The sequence below is a fragment of the Variovorax sp. UC122_21 genome (assembly GCF_044056785.1).
GTDB lineage: Bacteria > Pseudomonadota > Gammaproteobacteria > Burkholderiales > Burkholderiaceae_C > Variovorax.
Genome location: NZ_CP172004.1, coordinates 4,506,710 through 4,521,602, shown reverse-complemented (window position 1 = coordinate 4,521,602; position 14,893 = coordinate 4,506,710). Strand labels below are relative to the sequence as shown.

The following is a 14,893-nucleotide window of genomic DNA, read 5'->3' as shown; positions in this document are numbered from 1 at the left end:
CGGCGAGGCCTGCGGCGGCACGCAGGGCGACGTCCATCCGCAGGCGCATTCGCTGTGGGTGCGGCGCGGCCGCTCGTCGAGCGACGACGGCACCGAGGCGGTGGAGAACGTGCAGCTGCGGCTGTGGCGCTACCGGCGGCCCGGTGCCGACGGGTTGCCCGAGGTCCTCGGCGGCCAGTGGTGCGGCGTGCCCGTGCGGCGCGTGCGCTCGGTGCTGCTGACCCATGCCTTCGGCATGTCGGGCCACACCTTCAGCTTCAAGGGCACGAGGCAGAACTTCGCCGAGCATCTGTACGGCCTGGGCTGGGAGGTCTGGGTGCTCGACACCCGCCTCAGCCCGCGCTCGCGGGCCTCGCAGGAGCCGGGCACGGCCGACCAGGTCGCGATGGTCGACATTCCGGAGGCGGTCGATTTCGTGCTCGACCTGCTGCGCGGCGAGCGCGACCGGGTCGTCGGGCCCGAGGCCGGACTGCCGCTGCAGCTCTATGCCTTCGGCCAGTGCCTCGGCGCGGCGGCCTTCCAGATGGCGCTGCTGGCGGGGCGGCTGTCCTATCCGATCGAGAGCGCCGGCTACGTGTCGGCCACCGGCGTGCGCCCGCTGCTGCCGAAGCTCGCCGGCCTGGTGAGCGCGCAGACGCACCTGTTCACGGTCGGGTCGCGCTCTTCTCAGGGCAAGACCTGGCTGCCGGCCTTCATCCGCAACCTGGCCGGCCGCACCACGGTGCCGCTGGCGGTGCGCGGGCCGGTGGAGTCGCTGGTCGAATCGCTGGTCGATCGCCTGTTCGCCGCGCTGCCGGTGCCGCCCGGCGAGCACTGCCCGGGCGAGGGCACGCTGGGCCGGCCGCACGACGACGATTGCGCGACCTGCCGGCGCGTGCGCTTTCTCGACGCCGAGCTGTTCAAGCACCGCAACCTCAACGCCAAGACACACCGCGAGCTGCCCAAGCTGTTCGGCAATGCCTCGGTGCGCGTGTTCGCGCACGCGGCGCGCTTCGTCGAATACGAGCGGCTGGTCAGCGAGGACGGCTTCAACGTCTACGCCAACGACAGCGCGATCGCGCGCCACATGGCGCTGCCGATCCGCTTCGTGCACGGCTGCGAGAACGAGCTGTTCGACAAGGAAGGGGCGCTGCGTTCGTCGCTGCAGTTCGCGCAGATCCATCCCGAGTGGGTGCCGCTGTTCGGCAAGGCGGCCGACGGACAGCCGCCGCACATGTGCGACCTGATCGCGGGCTATGGCCACCTCGATCCGCTGATCGGCCAGGCGGCGATGGATCGCATCGACGGCGAGGCCAGCCCCTACGAGCGGCTGGCCGCCTTGCTGAACCAGGCCTGGGGGGCCGAGGAACATGGTCCGGCCCTCTCTCCGTCGGAAGCTGGCGAGGCGCTGCCGCCGGCGAGCCCGCATCCGAACCACGAGGTGCGCTTTCCGCGCGCCGGCCCCTGGGTCGGGCCGATGGAGCCGATGGAGGTCGACCCGCAACTGGCCCTGTACTGCGCCATGCCGCCGGGCCCGGCGCGCAGCGTGCGCGTGGCCTTCGTGGTCGACGACACCGCCGCCGACGCGCTGCTGAGCCGCGGACTGGCGGCCAGCGCCATCGTGCACCTGGGGCCGCGCGCCTACCGCGTGCCGCTGGAGATCGTCGACTTTCCCGCGCCCATGGTGGCGCGCGACGGCTTCCTGCTGCCGCCGTCGCGGCGGCCCTGGGTGCTCGGCAGCGCGCAGGGCCGCACCGACGGCAGCAGCGCGATCCGCGTGGCCTGCGGCAGCATTCCGCTGCCCGAGGGCGGGGCGTGGGAGCGCGCGCGCATCGAATGCGTGTCGCATGCGCCCGCGCTCGACGCGCGAACCGCCAGCCGGCCGCTGCAGCGGCTGCCGGACGAGGTGGTGGAAGGGCCGCCGGTGGCGTTCTCGGCGGCCGTTGAGGCGGCGGAGCTGCTGGCGCTGCAGGGCTCGATCCGCTTCGCGGCCGAAGCGGCGCTGCGCGAGCGCGAGGTGGGGCGCGGGCCCTTTCCCGCCTCGCTGTCGCACCAGCGCCGCAACGCGCCGCTGGCCGAGCACCGCTGGATCCGCCTGCGGCCCCGCATGCTGGCCGCGCGCGACGGCGCGCTGTGCGTCGCCCTCGGCAGCTGCAGTTATCCGGGCTTCTCCTTCGACAGCGAGCCGGCCTCGGCCTCGTTCGAGCGGCTGCTGAAGACGGTGTGCAGGCTCGGGGCGGACGGGCCCAGATGCTGTTCATGCTCGGCGACCAGATCTATGCCGACGCGACCGGCGGCATTATCGATTCGACCAACCCCGTCGAGCGCTACACCGACCGCCACCAGCGGGCCTTCGCGCGGCCCGCGCTGCAGAAGCTGCTGGCGCGGGTGCCGTCGGTGTGCACGGTCGACGACCACGAGTTCACCGACAACTATCCGCTGGCCCGCCCGCTGTTCAAGCCGCATCTGGCGCGTCGCGGCTACAGCCGCCTGCGCGAGGCGCATGCGCTGCAGGCCGCGCAGAACGCGCTGACCGCCTACCAGCTCATGCATGGCAGCGAGAGCATGCGCCGCTTCGGCTTCGCGCGCTACGAGCGCGGCGGCGTGCGCTTCTTCGTGGCCGACACGCGGCGCTGGCGCAAGGCGGCGGCGCACAGCGAGCCGGGCAGGCCGGTCGCGGCGCGCACGCTGTCGGACGAGGCGCGCGCGGCCTTCCACGCCTGGTTGGAGGAGGGCCGCGATGGCGACGACTTCCATTGCCTGCTCACGGGCAGCGTGCTGCTGCCGGGCCTGGTGCCGGGCTGCGATCCCGCGAACCCCGGTCCGCCGGATTCGATGCAGGCCGCGCCCACCGAACGCGCCGAATTGCTGGGCCAACTGGCCGATGCGGTGCCGGGGCGCTTCGCCTGCATCTCGGGCGACTACCACCTGAGCTTCTCAGGCGCGGTCACGGTGGATGGCGTTCGCGTCGGCGCGGTGATGCTCGCGCCGGCCTTCTACGCGCCCCTGCCGTATGCCAACTGCTCGCCCGGCGACCTGTGGCTCGACGAGGCCTTGACGCTGCCCGGCGGCCGCACGCTGCGCCTCGAGGCGATCGACGGCGAACTGCCGCAGCGCGGATCGGGCTACGGGCTGCTGCGCTTCGAGCGGCGCGCCGAGGGCTGGTCGGCGGCGCTGTCGACCGACCTGCTGGTGCTCGAGGAGGGCGCGACCAGGAAGCGCTTCGACTGGCCCAGCGTCGACCTCCGGTAGCGCCGCGCGGCGTTCTCCTCCAATTGGGGCATGCGCGCGGCACGACGATGAACTCCAATCCCCGCATGCCGTGACAGGGCCGCGTGGGCCCCGCGTGCGGCGCATTGCAGTCTTCAACGAAAGCGCTCATGCCGGGACGGTTGGTTTCGATCGATGTGCCCTCGATCTACAAGGTGGCGGGTCAGTGGCTCGCGCTGCCGCGGCCCATGGCCTGGTGCACGCCCGACACGCGGCGCGCGCTCGCCGGCATCCGCCAGGAGGTCGAGCGCCGCGGCGGGCGCCTGCTGTTGTCGGACCTGTTCCATGGCCGGAGTTCCGGCACCACCCGGTCGTCGTCCTTCGGCGCCTGCACGGGCGACGGCATGCACGAGGCCGGCCGCGCCTTCGACGTCGACCTCGGCGCGCTGCGCATGCCGCTGGCCGAGTTCTGGACGCTGGCGCGCGGCTTCGGCGTGGTGCCGATCCACCGCACGCCCGATCCGGCGCTCAGCGAGGCCTGGCACTTCGAATGCCGCGGCAGCCACCAGCGCGTGTACGAGCAGCATGCGTCGAGGTCCGCGGGCCTGTTCAGGACGCCGTACCTCGCGATGGCCGCCAGCGCGATCCTCGCGGCCGGCCTGCCGCACGACCTGTTCGTCCACAACGCCGACGAGGCGCGCCTGCAGAGCGGCCTGATCCGCCTGGGGTACGACATCGGCGGCATCGATGGCCTGATCGGCTTCCGCTCGATGCGCGCGCTGCGCGCCCTGGCGCTCGACGGCCTGTCGCTCGAAGCGCAACTCAGTGGCGTCGAATGGTGGCTGCGGGGGATGTACCCGTCGGAGTACGGGGACGAGGTGGCGGTGGAGACGGCGCTTGCGGCCTAGGCTCGGGGCGCTGCTACTTGTCGGCCGCGACGGGCGCCGCAGCTTCCGCGATCTTCTTCTTGAGCCAACCACCCAGTTCGCGCTTGCCCTTGGCATTGGCGGCGCGCCAGGCCTCGCGCGCCAGCGCGACGAAGCGCTCCTCGGCCTCGTCGGGCACCTCCGAGGGGCGGTCTTCCTCATCGAGCCAGCCGGCCTCGACCTCGCAATGCCGCTCGATCTGCCGCGCGAGGTTGTCGCCGATCGGCCGCGCGCTCTTGATTTGGCTCCACATGCTCGGCGACACCTCGATCTTCCGGGCGAAGGCCTGGTCGAGTCCCTTGGCGGGCAGGCCGGCGGCCACGGACGCTTCGAGGAAGCGGCGGTGCAGCGCGAGCACATTGCGGCGGCGTGCGACGGTGAGATTGGGCACTGTTCAAAAACAACAACAAGACAAAAAAAGATTGTCCCGGTTGTTGACGCGCTCGTAAAGACTCTTTACAGTGCAAGGCAATCGCAGGCCCAGGCCGCGAGAGGCCAGATCCCTCCACCCCTTTTCAAAGCGCGACAGCTTCAACCAAGGTCCCATCGTGAACACCGCACGCCAACTCTCCAGCATTCGACCCGTCTCGGGCCGGGCGCTCGTGCGCGCGGGTTTCAGCAAAGGATTCGACCTGCCGTCGCCCGCTGCGAACCTGGGTCGCTCGTACGCCATGCATTCGCCGAACCACGCGAAAGCGCGCGTTGATGCATTCGAGGATCGACTGCCACCGGGTGGAGGTTGCGCTTAGGCGCTTGCCCTCCCCAGCTCTCTCACCAGAGGCCCGGACACCGAAAGGTTCCGGGCCTTTTGTTTTTCGCGGCCATCGCGCCGCGGCGGTGGCATCCACGGATGCCGCCGGTGTTCTTCCACAACGTGCCGCGAGGCGCAGCCGTCACTGGAGCGGCGCGCAGCTTCGCCATTTCGGGTGTGCCTTCACCACACCGCCAGGATCAACCGCGTGGACGGTCTGGCGGGATGTGCAGGAGCGTGGACCACTCCTGTGCGGCGATGTCGCACGGGGCCTCGAGCGAGAGCGCGGGGCCTGTCGCGTGAGGACACAACCGAAATGGAAAGCGCCTTTTTCCCACGATCACGTTCCGCTAACTCAGCGGCCAGAGTGCCTCCCTGTCCAGGAGGAAGCCAGGGGTTCGAGTCCCCTGCGGAACGCCAATGCTGTCACCACATCGCTCAACCCATACAACAAGGAGTCATCGCATGCGCAAGCGCAACAGCCCCATCCGCATGGTCGCCGTGCATCCCGCACCGGCGCGCAAGCCCTTCGTGTCCGCGCTGGCGCGGCGCCTGGGCTTCGGTCGCAAGACCGCTGTCCTGCGCGAGTCGGGTTCGCGGCGCGAGCTGCGGCTCGATCAACTCGACCTCGACCAGCGCGTGCGAGAAGTCGGGGAGTGGTAGCGGGTCTTTCTCTTTTTTCCATGGTGCGCGTAGCTCAATGGCAGAGCCGCGGGTTGTGATCCCGCTGACGACGGTTCGATTCCGTTCGTGTACCCCAGACTTTTCTTGACTGTCGTTCGACATCGCCGCGAAGGGAGGCGAGCCATGCATTTACACGTCCTGCAACTCGACATCCAGGGCACGCCGCAAGCCTGGGTCTCGCTGGAGCAGGCGGTGCTGCACTACGCCTGCGACGACGTGGCCTGGGAAGACGGCGACGCGCCGCTGGCCACCCTGCGCGGCGGCTTCAACGTGGCGCGCGGTGTGCAGTCGCGCATCGAGGTCGCGCCGATCATCGCGCTGCGTGGCGCCTCGAAGATCAATCTCTTCGACGTCGTGCCCGGTCTCACCAAGCGCAAGCTGCTGCGCCGCGACCGCCACACCTGTGCCTACTGCGCGGGCGTGTTCCCGGAACAGGTGCTGCAATGCGAGCACGTGCTGCCCGCATCGCGCGGCGGCACTTGGAGCTGGACCAACCTCGTGACCGCCTGCGCCGCATGCAACGGCCGCAAGGCAGCGCGCACGCCCGAGGAGGCCGGCATGCCGCTCCTGTACCTGCCGTACGTGCCGAGCCGCTTCGAGAGCTTCCTGCTCGAGGGCCGCAACATCCGCGCCGACGTGCACGAATGGCTGGCCAGCCGGCTGCCGAAGGGATTGCGGCTGCAATGAAGCGGCGCCAATGCAAAGGCCCGCTGTCCTCGCGGACAGCGGGCCTTTTTCATGTGCGCCGCTCAGCGGCCGAGTCCGAAGTAGCGGTAGGCGATCGCACCGGCCGCCGCGAGGCCGCCAACGATCGCGAAGAGGACCCTGGCGGTGCGCCCGTTGCGGCGCCTGGAGCGCTGCCAGTGCTCCGGCCCGATCAGGTCGATGGGCACGGTGGGTTTGCCGATGTCGGGAGCCTTTTCCATGGGGCGGGAATATAGCGTAGGCCCCGAAGGCCGCCCTCGCGGCGGCCCATCGGACGGCATTTCGCCGACGCGTGCGCGGACAAAAAAATACCCGCCGAGGCGGGTGTGCAACGAGCTTTCTGGCTTCGGTTTCTGGTCCCTGTGGTCATTGTTATCGGGCGCTGTGTGACAGCAGCAGCAAGATGCCATGCGGTGCGTGAACCGCCACTGCAGGGGCAGGATCGGCGATGCAGCCGTCCTTCGAAAATGTGAAATAGTGCGGAAATGAACAAGGAAATCCTCCTCAAGGCGCTGAAGGCCGCGATGCAGAACTGGATCCGCAGCGCCTCGCCAGCGCAGCTGTGGCGGCTGCATCAGGTGGGGGACTCGGGGCAATCGTCGAGGTCGACGGCGACGACGTGCGCGTGCGCATCGAGCTCGACGGTCCACGCAGCATGCTGTCGGAGATTGGCATGACGGGCGGGCGGCTGCCCATCACCGAAGCCTTCCGCGGCGCGGGCAGTCCGGCATGGGGCACGCCGCCGCCGCTGGGCAGCGTCGAGCGCGAGCGCTGGTTCCTCGAGAGCGAGGTGGCGCAGGCGCACGCGCGGCAGTACCTGGAGTCCGAAGTGGCCGACGGGCCGTTGCTCGCGGCCTATGCGTCCGACTGGCTGGAGCGGCGATCGGTGGGGTGAGGCTTCGCGTATGCGAGGCCACGCGTGGATCGCACCGATGTCATCGCGCGGTCATGAATGAAAAAAGCCCGCTACCGGTGAGGTAGCGGGCTTTTCAGCGTTGCCGCGTTGTTGGTGGTGGGCCCTGAGTGACTCGAACACTCGACCTACGGATTAAGAGTCCGCTGCTCTACCAACTGAGCTAAGAGCCCTTGCGTTGAAAACATATTCGTTTTCAGGCAAGTCTGCGAGTATAGCGTAGAAATTCGGCTTTCTCAAAATTTTTGTGTGCGGCGTGTGTGGCGGATTAGCATTCGGCACCGACGAAGGGGGTTCGCCCCTTTCTCTTTCCCCATTCAGGAGAACTTCCATGAGCGATGCCAACACCGCGCCGCATGTCGTGATCACCGGCGCCGCGGGCGCACTCGGGCGCGCCGTTGCACAACACTTCCTCGCGCAGGGCGCGCGCACCGCGCTGATCGACCACCACGCCGGGCGCCTGTCCGAGGTGTTCCCAGGCCTCGACAACTCGCAGCACCTGCTGCTGGCCGGCGATGTGACCTCGGCCGCCTCGATGGCCGGCCTGTCCGAACAGATCGTCAAGGCCTTCGGCCGTGTCGACGCGCTGGTGCACATCGCCGGCGGCTTCGAGATGGGCGAGGCGACGCACGCGCTCACGCGCGAGAGCTGGGACCGGATGATGAACCTCAACGCCTGGTCCTTCGTGGCCGTGACGCAGGCATTGCTGCCCTCGATGATCGAGCGCCGCGCCGGCCGCATCGTCGCGGTGACGGCGAAGGTCGCGGCGCGCGGCCTGCCCGCGATGGCGTCGTACATCGCCTCGAAGAGCGCGCTGCAGCGGCTGGTGGAGGCGATGGCGGCCGAGGCGGCGCCGCATGGCGTCAACATCAACAGCGTGGCGCCCAGCGTGCTCGACACGCCGGCCAACCGGCAGGCGATGCCCGATGCGAATCCGGCCGAATGGGTGTCGACCTCGGTCGCCGCGCAGACCATCGGCTTTCTCGCCTCGCCTGGCGCGGCGGCGCTGCACGGCCAGCACCTGGCGCTCGACTGAGCTTCGGCGCTTCCAAAGCAAAAGGGCCTTGGCGGATGCCAAGGCCCTTTTCTGTCGGTTGGTGGAGAGGATGAGGATCGAACTCACGACCTCCGCATTGCGAACGCGGCGCTCTCCCAGCTGAGCTACCCCCCCAACGCGAGGCGAATTTTAGCCGGAACTCGCGGCGGCGTGCTCGCCGCATGCCAAGATGCGCGCCTTCCAGAAACAGCACCGGACCCCGGCCATCCCATGACTCCCACGCGCGATCCCGCCTGGCTCGAAGGCATGTACAACAACCTCGCGCGCGTGAAGGAGCATCCGGCGTACTTCGCGCGCTGGGCGCGCGAATCCGCCGCGGCGCGCGATGCGCTGCCGAGCCGGATCGACCTGCGCTACGGCGAGGGCGTCAACGAAACGCTCGACGTGTTCCCGGCGCCCGTGCCCGACGCGCCCGTGCTGGTATTCATCCACGGCGGCTACTGGCGCGCGATGGACAAGAAGGACCATTCCTTCATCGCGCCCGCCTTCAACGACCGCGGCATCTGCGTGGTGCAGCCCAACTATGCGCTGTGCCCGGGCACGCCCGAGCAACCGGTGACGGTGCCGAGCATCGTGCTGCAGATGGTTCGTGCGCTCGCATGGACCTGGCGCAACGTGGCGGCGCACGGCGGCGATCCGGCGCGGATCACGGTGGCGGGGCATTCGGCCGGCGGCCACATGGCGGCGGCGCTGCTGGCCTGCGACTGGAAGGCCGTGGCGCCGGACCTGCCCGAACACCTGGTGCGCAATGCGCTGTCGATCTCGGGCCTGTACGACCTCGCGCCGCTGCAGCGCACGCCCTTCCTCGAACAGGTGCTGCGACTAAGCGACGACGACGTGCACCGCGCGAGCCCCGCGTACTGGCCGGCGCCGAAGCGCGGACGGCTCTACGCGGTGGCGGGCGGCAACGAGAGCGAGGAGTTCATCCGCCACAACGCGATGATCCGCGAGGCCTGGGGCTCGCGGGCGGTGCCGGTGTGCGAGGTGCTGCCCGGCCTCGATCACTTCGGCGTGGTCGACGCGCTGGCAGATTCCTCGCACAGATTGCACCGGCTCGCGGTGCAGCTGCTGGAAGCCTGACGCCTTACATCAGCAGGTGTTCGCCTGCGTTGTCGCCGCCGAGCGTCACGTAGTTGACCTTGCGGATGTCCATCAGCGTGCGGCCGCCCGCATAGCTGATCGAGCTCTGCACGTCCTGCTCCATCTCGACCAGCGTGTCGGCCAGCTTGCCCTTGATGGGCTCGAGGATGCGCTTGCCCTCGACGTGCTTGTACTCGCCCTTGTTGAAGTCGCTGGCCGAGCCGTAGTACTCCTTGAACAGCGCGCCGTCGACCTCGACCGTCTGGCCCGGCGACTCCTCGTGGCCCGCGAACAGCGAGCCGATCATCACCATCGAGGCGCCGAAGCGCACGCTCTTGGCGATGTCGCCGTGGTCGCGGATGCCGCCGTCGGCAATGATCGGCTTGGTCGCCACGCGCGAGCACCACTTGAGCGCGCTGAGCTGCCAGCCGCCGGTGCCGAAGCCGGTCTTGAGCTTGGTGATGCAGACCTTGCCCGGGCCGATGCCGACCTTGGTCGCGTCCGCGCCCCAGTTCTCGAGGTCGATCACGGCCTCGGGCGTGCCGACGTTGCCGGCGATCACGAAGGTCGCGGGCAGCTTCTGCTTGAGGTAGCCGATCATGTTCTTCACGCTGTCGGCATGGCCGTGCGCGATGTCGATCGTCACGTACTCGGGCACCAGGCCCTGCGCGACGAGCTGGTCGACCGTGTCGTAGTCGGCCTTCTTCACGCCCAGCGAGATCGAGGCGAACACGCCATGGCCCTGCATGCGCTTGACGAGCGCGACGTTGTCGAGGTCGAAGCGGTGCATGACGTAGAAGTAGCCGTTCTGCGCCAGCCACAGGCAGATGGACTCGTCCACCACCGTCTTCATGTTGGCGGGCACCACCGGCAGGCGGAAGCTGCGGCCGCCGAGCGTGACGCTGGTGTCGCACTCGGAGCGGCTCTCCACGCGGCACTTGCGCGGCAGCAGCAGGATGTTGTCGTAATCGAAGATTTGCATGAAACCAAGCTCCTGGAGGAAGTCGTTGAAAACGAGTGAGCGCTTGGTCTGGCCGGCTTCGGCGGCGTCGCTGCGAAAGCCCCTGCGGGGGCGGGCGACGCGCACAAAAACCGGGCACAAAAACTTGGGCCCGGTGATTGATTCTACGCAGCCTCCCGTGGGGAGGTCTTCCGGAACTTCATATAACCCGCATACGCCGTGGTTTCTACAATCGACGGATGTTTGAAGAATTCGCGGCCGATGACCGCACCCCGCCGCCGGTCGACCTGCCGCTGCTGCACAACCTCAACGCCGAGCAGCTCGCAGCGGTCACGCTGCCGGCCGGCAACGCGCTGATCCTCGCGGGCGCCGGCTCGGGCAAGACCCGCGTGCTCACCACCCGCATCGCCTGGCTGCTGCAGACGCGCCAGGTGTCCGCCGGCGGCATCCTGGCCGTGACCTTCACCAACAAGGCCGCCAAGGAGATGATGACGCGGCTCACGGCGATGCTGCCGGTCAACGTGCGCGGCATGTGGATCGGCACCTTCCATGGCCTGTGCAACCGCTTCCTGCGCGCGCACTGGAAGCTGGCCAACCTGCCGTCGACCTTCCAGATCCTCGACACGCAGGACCAGCTCTCGGCCATCAAGCGGCTGATGAAGCAGTTCAACGTCGACGACGAGCGCTTTCCGGCCAAGCAGACGCAGTGGTTCATCGCCGGCGCCAAGGAGGACGGCCTGCGCCCGGACGCGGTCGAGATCCGCAGCGAGGACGACCGCAAGAAGGTCGAGCTCTACCGCCTCTACGAGGAGCAGTGCCAGCGCGAGGGCGTGGTCGACTTCGGCGAGCTGATGCTGCGCAGCTACGAGCTGTTGCGCGACAACGAACCGGTGCGCGAGCACTACCAGCGGCGCTTCCGCCACATCTTGATCGACGAGTTCCAGGACACCAACCGGCTGCAGTACGCGTGGATCAAGATGCTCGCGGGCAACACCGTCGCGGGCCAGTTCGTGCCGGGCGAGAACAGCGTCGTGGCCGTGGGCGACGACGACCAGAGCATCTATGCCTTCCGCGGCGCGCGCGTGGGCAACATGGCCGACTTCGTGCGCGAGTTCGACGTCACGCACCAGATCAAGCTCGAGCAGAACTACCGCAGCTACAGCAACATCCTCGACTCGGCCAACGAGCTCATCAGCCACAACAAGAAGCGCCTGGGCAAGAACCTGCGCACCGATCAAGGGCCGGGCGAGCCGGTGCGCGTCTACGAGTCCTCGAGCGACCTCGCCGAGGCGCAGTGGATGGTCGAGGAGATGCGCCAGCTGGTGCGCGACGGCATCGACCGCAAGGAGATGGCCGTGCTCTACCGCAGCAACGCGCAGAGCCGGGTGATCGAAACCGCGCTGTTCAATGCCTCGGTGCCGTACCGCGTGTACGGCGGCCTGCGCTTCTTCGAGCGCGCCGAAATCAAGCATGCGCTGGCCTACCTGCGCCTGCTCGAGAACAAGGACGACGACACCAGCTTCCTGCGCGTCGTCAACTTCCCGCCGCGCGGCATCGGCGCGCGCACGCTCGAGCAGCTGCAGGACGCCGCGCGCGCCGCGGGCCGCTCGCTGCACGACGCGGTGCACGCGGTCGGCGGCAAGGCCGGCTCCAACCTCACGGCCTTCGTCGCCAAGATCGACGTGCTGCGCGAACAGACGCAGGGCGCGAGCCTGCGCGAGATCATCGAGCTGGTGCTCGACCACAGCGGCCTGGTCGAGCACTACCGTGCCGACCGCGAAGGCGCCGACCGCATCGAGAATCTGGAAGAACTGGTGAATGCGGCCGAGAGCTTCGTCACGCAGGAAGGCTTCGGCCGCGATGCGGTGGCGCTGCCGGTCGACGAGCTGCGCCAGTCGCCCGCGAGCCAGGGCATCGACCCGGGCCGTCCGCTGCTCGACGAGCCGCTGGCGCCCGACGCCGAAACCGGCGAAACGCTGAGCCCGCTCGCGGCCTTCCTCACGCACGCGGCGCTCGAGTCGGGCGACAACCAGGCCCAGGCCGGGCAGGACGCGGTGCAGCTGATGACGGTCCACGCCGCCAAGGGCCTCGAGTTCGACTGCGTGTTCATCACCGGCATGGAAGAGGGCCTGTTCCCGCACGAGAACTCGATGAGCGACTACGAGAGCCTCGAGGAAGAGCGCCGCCTGATGTATGTCGCGATCACGCGCGCGCGCAAGCGGCTGTACCTGAGCCACTCGCAGACCCGCATGCTGCACGGCCAGACCCGCTACAACGTCAAGAGCCGCTTCTTCGACGAGCTGCCCGAGGGCGCGCTCAAGTGGCTCACGCCCAAGAACCAGGCCTTCGGGAACTCCGCCTTCGGCTATGGCAACGGCTACGGCAGCACGCGCGGCGCGGGTGGAGGAGGCGGTGGTGGCTACGGCGGCGGCAAGGCCTATGGCGGTGGTGCCGCCAAGGAGACCTTCGCGAGCCCGCCGGTGCCGCCGCAGAAGAGCGCGCCCTCGCACGGCCTGCGCTCGGGCATGCAGGTGTTCCACAACAAGTTCGGCGAGGGCACGGTGACCGCGCTCGAGGGCACCGGCGACGATGCACGCGCTCAGGTCAAGTTCACGCGCCACGGCGTGAAGTGGCTGGCGCTGTCGGTGGCCAAGCTCACGCCGGTCTGAGCCGCGGCGCGGCCCGGCTCAGTTCGGGTCGAAGCTGTCGCGAAAGGTGAACCAGGTCGAGGCCAGCGACATCGCCGCCAGCACCAGCGCCGTGCCCACGATCAGCACGGTGCCGATCGCGGTGGCGCCCGAGCCCGCGCCCACGGCGCCGACGCCCACCAGCACGGTGGCGATCAGGCCGACCGCGATGCCGGCCAAAAGGAACACGCCGAACCAGGCGATGCCGAACAGCGCATAGGCGCCGAAGTTGCGGAACAGCGCCACGATGCTGAAGAAGATGCTCTTCACCGGCTCCACGCGGTGCCAGTGCACCAGCGCGGGCGCATGCCACATCGCGAGCGACAGCGGCAGGTTCAGGCACAGGTGGACCATGCGCGCGACCTGGAACTCGCTGCTGGCCAGCACCTCGGGCGAGAGCGCCTCGTCGAGCAGGTAGGCGCGCGCGAGCTGGCCGCCGTCGACCAGCGCGGTGGCCAGCACCGCGAGCACGAAGTACACGGCCGAGATCAGGCCCAGCACCACCAGCGGACGCCATTCGGCGCGCAGCGCGGCGAAGACCTCGACGAACATCGCCGAGCCGGTGGGCCGGCGCGCGCCGGCCACGCCGTCGTTGCCGGCCTGCTCGTCGTTATAGGCCACCGCGGTGGCGACCATCAGCCCCAGCGTCATGAACGGCAGCAGCACCGGCGCCAGCACGCTGCCCAGCAGCGGCACCACTGACAAGGTCGAGATCAGCGCCATCAGCAGGAAGAACAGCGACACGAAGGCCAGCGGCTGCCGCCAGAAGGTCTTGAGTCCGAGGCGGACCCATTGGGCGCCGGTCTTGGCCGGCACGAGATGGAGTTTCATGGGGTACGGGTCAGGCGGCCACGGGCTCGAGGGCGCGGGCCATGACGTGCGGGCGCCGCACGCGCTCGCGCAGCACGCGCTCGAAGTGCGTGGGATCGTGGGGCTTGAGCATGCTGGCCTCGCGCGGCAGGTGGAAGTCCCAGAGGCGGGAGATCCAGAAGCGCAGCGCCGCGGCGCGCAGCATCGCGGGCAGCAGGGCGCGTTCCGAGGCGTTGAGCGCGCGCACGCTCTCGTAGGCGGCGAGCAGCGCCTCGGCGCGCTCCTCGTCGTGGCGGCCGGTCGGCAGGTCGATGGCCCAGTCGTTCAGGCACACGGCCAGGTCGAACAGCCAGGTGTCGGTGCCGGCGAAGTAGAAGTCGAACACGCCGGTCAGGCGCGGCGCCGCGCCTTCCTCATGGCCGGTCTCGAACATCGCGTTGTCGCGGAACAGGTCGGCATGCACCGGCCCGCGCGGCAGGGCGGCATAGGCCGAGGACTCGGCCACGTGGTTCTGGTACGCGAGCTCGCCGCGCAGCAGGGCCGATTGGGCCTCGTCGATGTGGGGCAGCACCACCGGCACCGTGTCGTTCCACCACGGCAGGCCGCGCAGGTTGGGCTGGATGCGCGGAAAGTCGCGCCCCGCCAAGTGCATGCGCGCCAGCAGCGAACCGAGTTCGGCGCAGTGCGCGGTGCCCGGTGCGAGCTCGCTGCGGCCCGCGAGCTTGCGCACCACCGCGGCCGGCTTGCCCGCCACCTTGAGCAGCAGCTCGCAGGGCGCATTGGCCGGCACCGACAGCGGATGCGCGCCCTGGGCGTCGATCGGCTGCACGGCCGGGTCGGCCACCGGCTCGGGCACCGGCAGGCCGCGCGCGGCCAGGTGCTGCATCAGGCACAGGTAGTAGGGGAGCTGCTCGGCGCTCAGGCGCTCGAACAGCGTGAGAACGTACTCGCCCGACTCGGTGGTGGCGAAGTAGTTGGTGTTCTCGATGCCGCCCTCGATGCCGCGCAGCTCGCGCAGGGGGCCCAGGCCGAGGCGCTGCACGAGCGCGTCGGCCTCGCCGAATTCGACTTCGGTAAAGACTGCCATGGAAAGCGCCCTCAGCGCGGTTGGGATGCGGCTGCCGCTGCGA

The 14,893-nt window shown here is 69.3% G+C and carries 13 protein-coding genes and 4 tRNA genes; 10 read left to right on the top strand and 7 right to left on the bottom strand.

Annotated features, from left to right (window positions below):
- Positions 1-2,229: 2,229 nt before the first annotated feature.
- A complete protein-coding gene (locus tag ACHMXE_RS33985; RefSeq protein ID WP_395348402.1) occupies positions 2,230-3,231 on the top strand; it encodes an alkaline phosphatase D family protein in 1,002 nt (333 codons plus the stop codon).
- A 128-nt stretch (positions 3,232-3,359) separates the two neighbouring features.
- The gene (locus ACHMXE_RS33980) at positions 3,360-4,097 is read left to right on the top strand and encodes a hypothetical protein (RefSeq protein WP_395348400.1); all 738 of its coding nucleotides are present in this window, start codon (positions 3,360-3,362) and stop codon (positions 4,095-4,097) included.
- 13 nt (positions 4,098-4,110) lie between these two features.
- Here ACHMXE_RS33980 and ACHMXE_RS33975 read toward each other — a convergent pair whose 3' ends face one another.
- On the bottom strand, positions 4,111-4,506 hold the full coding sequence (locus tag ACHMXE_RS33975; protein ID WP_209541215.1) for a hypothetical protein: 396 nt from the start codon (positions 4,504-4,506) through the stop codon (positions 4,111-4,113).
- Between the two features lie 704 nt (positions 4,507-5,210).
- On the opposite strand from ACHMXE_RS33975, the gene ACHMXE_RS33970 reads away from it, so the two are divergent.
- The 4 genes from ACHMXE_RS33970 to ACHMXE_RS33955 all read left to right on the top strand — a co-directional run bounded on the left by ACHMXE_RS33970 (position 5,211) and on the right by ACHMXE_RS33955 (position 6,237).
- Positions 5,211-5,286, top strand: a tRNA-Asp gene (locus tag ACHMXE_RS33970).
- A 45-nt stretch (positions 5,287-5,331) separates the two neighbouring features.
- A complete protein-coding gene (locus tag ACHMXE_RS33965) occupies positions 5,332-5,529 on the top strand; it encodes a short-chain dehydrogenase (RefSeq protein WP_395348399.1) in 198 nt (65 codons plus the stop codon).
- A 23-nt stretch (positions 5,530-5,552) separates the two neighbouring features.
- Positions 5,553-5,626 (top strand) — tRNA-His (locus tag ACHMXE_RS33960).
- 47 nt (positions 5,627-5,673) lie between these two features.
- Complete coding sequence (locus ACHMXE_RS33955) at positions 5,674-6,237, top strand: HNH endonuclease (protein ID WP_395348398.1); 564 nt, start codon at positions 5,674-5,676, stop codon at positions 6,235-6,237.
- A gap of 62 nt (positions 6,238-6,299) precedes the next feature.
- On the opposite strand, the gene ACHMXE_RS33950 is transcribed toward ACHMXE_RS33955, so the two are convergent.
- Complete coding sequence (locus tag ACHMXE_RS33950) at positions 6,300-6,476, bottom strand: hypothetical protein (protein ID WP_177239453.1); 177 nt, start codon at positions 6,474-6,476, stop codon at positions 6,300-6,302.
- A gap of 341 nt (positions 6,477-6,817) precedes the next feature.
- Here ACHMXE_RS33950 and ACHMXE_RS33945 point away from each other — a divergent pair, with 341 nt between their 5' ends.
- On the top strand, positions 6,818-7,150 hold the full coding sequence (locus ACHMXE_RS33945) for a hypothetical protein (RefSeq protein WP_395348397.1): 333 nt from the start codon (positions 6,818-6,820) through the stop codon (positions 7,148-7,150).
- Positions 7,151-7,265: 115 nt separating this feature from the next.
- On the opposite strand, the gene ACHMXE_RS33940 is transcribed toward ACHMXE_RS33945, so the two are convergent.
- Positions 7,266-7,341 (bottom strand) — tRNA-Lys (locus tag ACHMXE_RS33940).
- 158 nt (positions 7,342-7,499) lie between these two features.
- On the opposite strand from ACHMXE_RS33940, the gene ACHMXE_RS33935 reads away from it, so the two are divergent.
- Positions 7,500-8,204, top strand: a complete 705-nt coding sequence (locus ACHMXE_RS33935) for an SDR family NAD(P)-dependent oxidoreductase (protein WP_395348395.1) — start codon at positions 7,500-7,502, stop codon at positions 8,202-8,204.
- A 59-nt stretch (positions 8,205-8,263) separates the two neighbouring features.
- Here ACHMXE_RS33935 and ACHMXE_RS33930 read toward each other — a convergent pair.
- Positions 8,264-8,339, bottom strand: a tRNA-Ala gene (locus ACHMXE_RS33930).
- Between the two features lie 96 nt (positions 8,340-8,435).
- Between ACHMXE_RS33930 and ACHMXE_RS33925 the strand changes: the two genes are divergently transcribed.
- Positions 8,436-9,305, top strand: a complete 870-nt coding sequence (locus ACHMXE_RS33925; protein WP_395348394.1) for an alpha/beta hydrolase — start codon at positions 8,436-8,438, stop codon at positions 9,303-9,305.
- Positions 9,306-9,309: 4 nt separating this feature from the next.
- Here the strand turns inward: ACHMXE_RS33925 and ACHMXE_RS33920 are convergent, their stop codons facing one another.
- Positions 9,310-10,287, bottom strand: a complete 978-nt coding sequence (locus ACHMXE_RS33920; RefSeq protein WP_093349288.1) for a GMP reductase — start codon at positions 10,285-10,287, stop codon at positions 9,310-9,312.
- Between the two features lie 218 nt (positions 10,288-10,505).
- Here ACHMXE_RS33920 and ACHMXE_RS33915 point away from each other — a divergent pair, with 218 nt between their 5' ends.
- Complete coding sequence (locus tag ACHMXE_RS33915; RefSeq protein ID WP_395348393.1) at positions 10,506-12,935, top strand: UvrD-helicase domain-containing protein; 2,430 nt, start codon at positions 10,506-10,508, stop codon at positions 12,933-12,935.
- Between the two features lie 18 nt (positions 12,936-12,953).
- On the opposite strand, the gene ACHMXE_RS33910 is transcribed toward ACHMXE_RS33915, so the two are convergent.
- Entirely contained in the window at positions 12,954-13,784 is an 831-nt protein-coding gene (locus ACHMXE_RS33910) for a BPSS1780 family membrane protein (RefSeq protein WP_209541208.1), read from the bottom strand.
- Between the two features lie 10 nt (positions 13,785-13,794).
- The gene (locus tag ACHMXE_RS33905) at positions 13,795-14,850 is read right to left on the bottom strand and encodes a homoserine kinase (RefSeq protein ID WP_395348391.1); all 1,056 of its coding nucleotides are present in this window, start codon (positions 14,848-14,850) and stop codon (positions 13,795-13,797) included.
- Positions 14,851-14,893 lie beyond the last annotated feature (43 nt).

Coding starts and splice junctions, on each gene's coding strand:
- ACHMXE_RS33985 (WP_395348402.1), top strand. CDS start 2,230: ATGCTGTTCATGCTCGGCGACCAGATCTATGCCGACGCGACCGGCGGC.
- ACHMXE_RS33980 (WP_395348400.1), top strand. CDS start 3,360: ATGCCGGGACGGTTGGTTTCGATCGATGTGCCCTCGATCTACAAGGTG.
- ACHMXE_RS33965 (WP_395348399.1), top strand. CDS start 5,332: ATGCGCAAGCGCAACAGCCCCATCCGCATGGTCGCCGTGCATCCCGCA.
- ACHMXE_RS33955 (WP_395348398.1), top strand. CDS start 5,674: ATGCATTTACACGTCCTGCAACTCGACATCCAGGGCACGCCGCAAGCC.
- ACHMXE_RS33950 (WP_177239453.1), bottom strand. CDS start 6,476: ATGGAAAAGGCTCCCGACATCGGCAAACCCACCGTGCCCATCGACCTG.
- ACHMXE_RS33935 (WP_395348395.1), top strand. CDS start 7,500: ATGAGCGATGCCAACACCGCGCCGCATGTCGTGATCACCGGCGCCGCG.
- ACHMXE_RS33925 (WP_395348394.1), top strand. CDS start 8,436: ATGACTCCCACGCGCGATCCCGCCTGGCTCGAAGGCATGTACAACAAC.
- ACHMXE_RS33920 (WP_093349288.1), bottom strand. CDS start 10,287: ATGCAAATCTTCGATTACGACAACATCCTGCTGCTGCCGCGCAAGTGC.
- ACHMXE_RS33915 (WP_395348393.1), top strand. CDS start 10,506: ATGTTTGAAGAATTCGCGGCCGATGACCGCACCCCGCCGCCGGTCGAC.
- ACHMXE_RS33910 (WP_209541208.1), bottom strand. CDS start 13,784: ATGAAACTCCATCTCGTGCCGGCCAAGACCGGCGCCCAATGGGTCCGC.
- ACHMXE_RS33905 (WP_395348391.1), bottom strand. CDS start 14,850: ATGGCAGTCTTTACCGAAGTCGAATTCGGCGAGGCCGACGCGCTCGTG.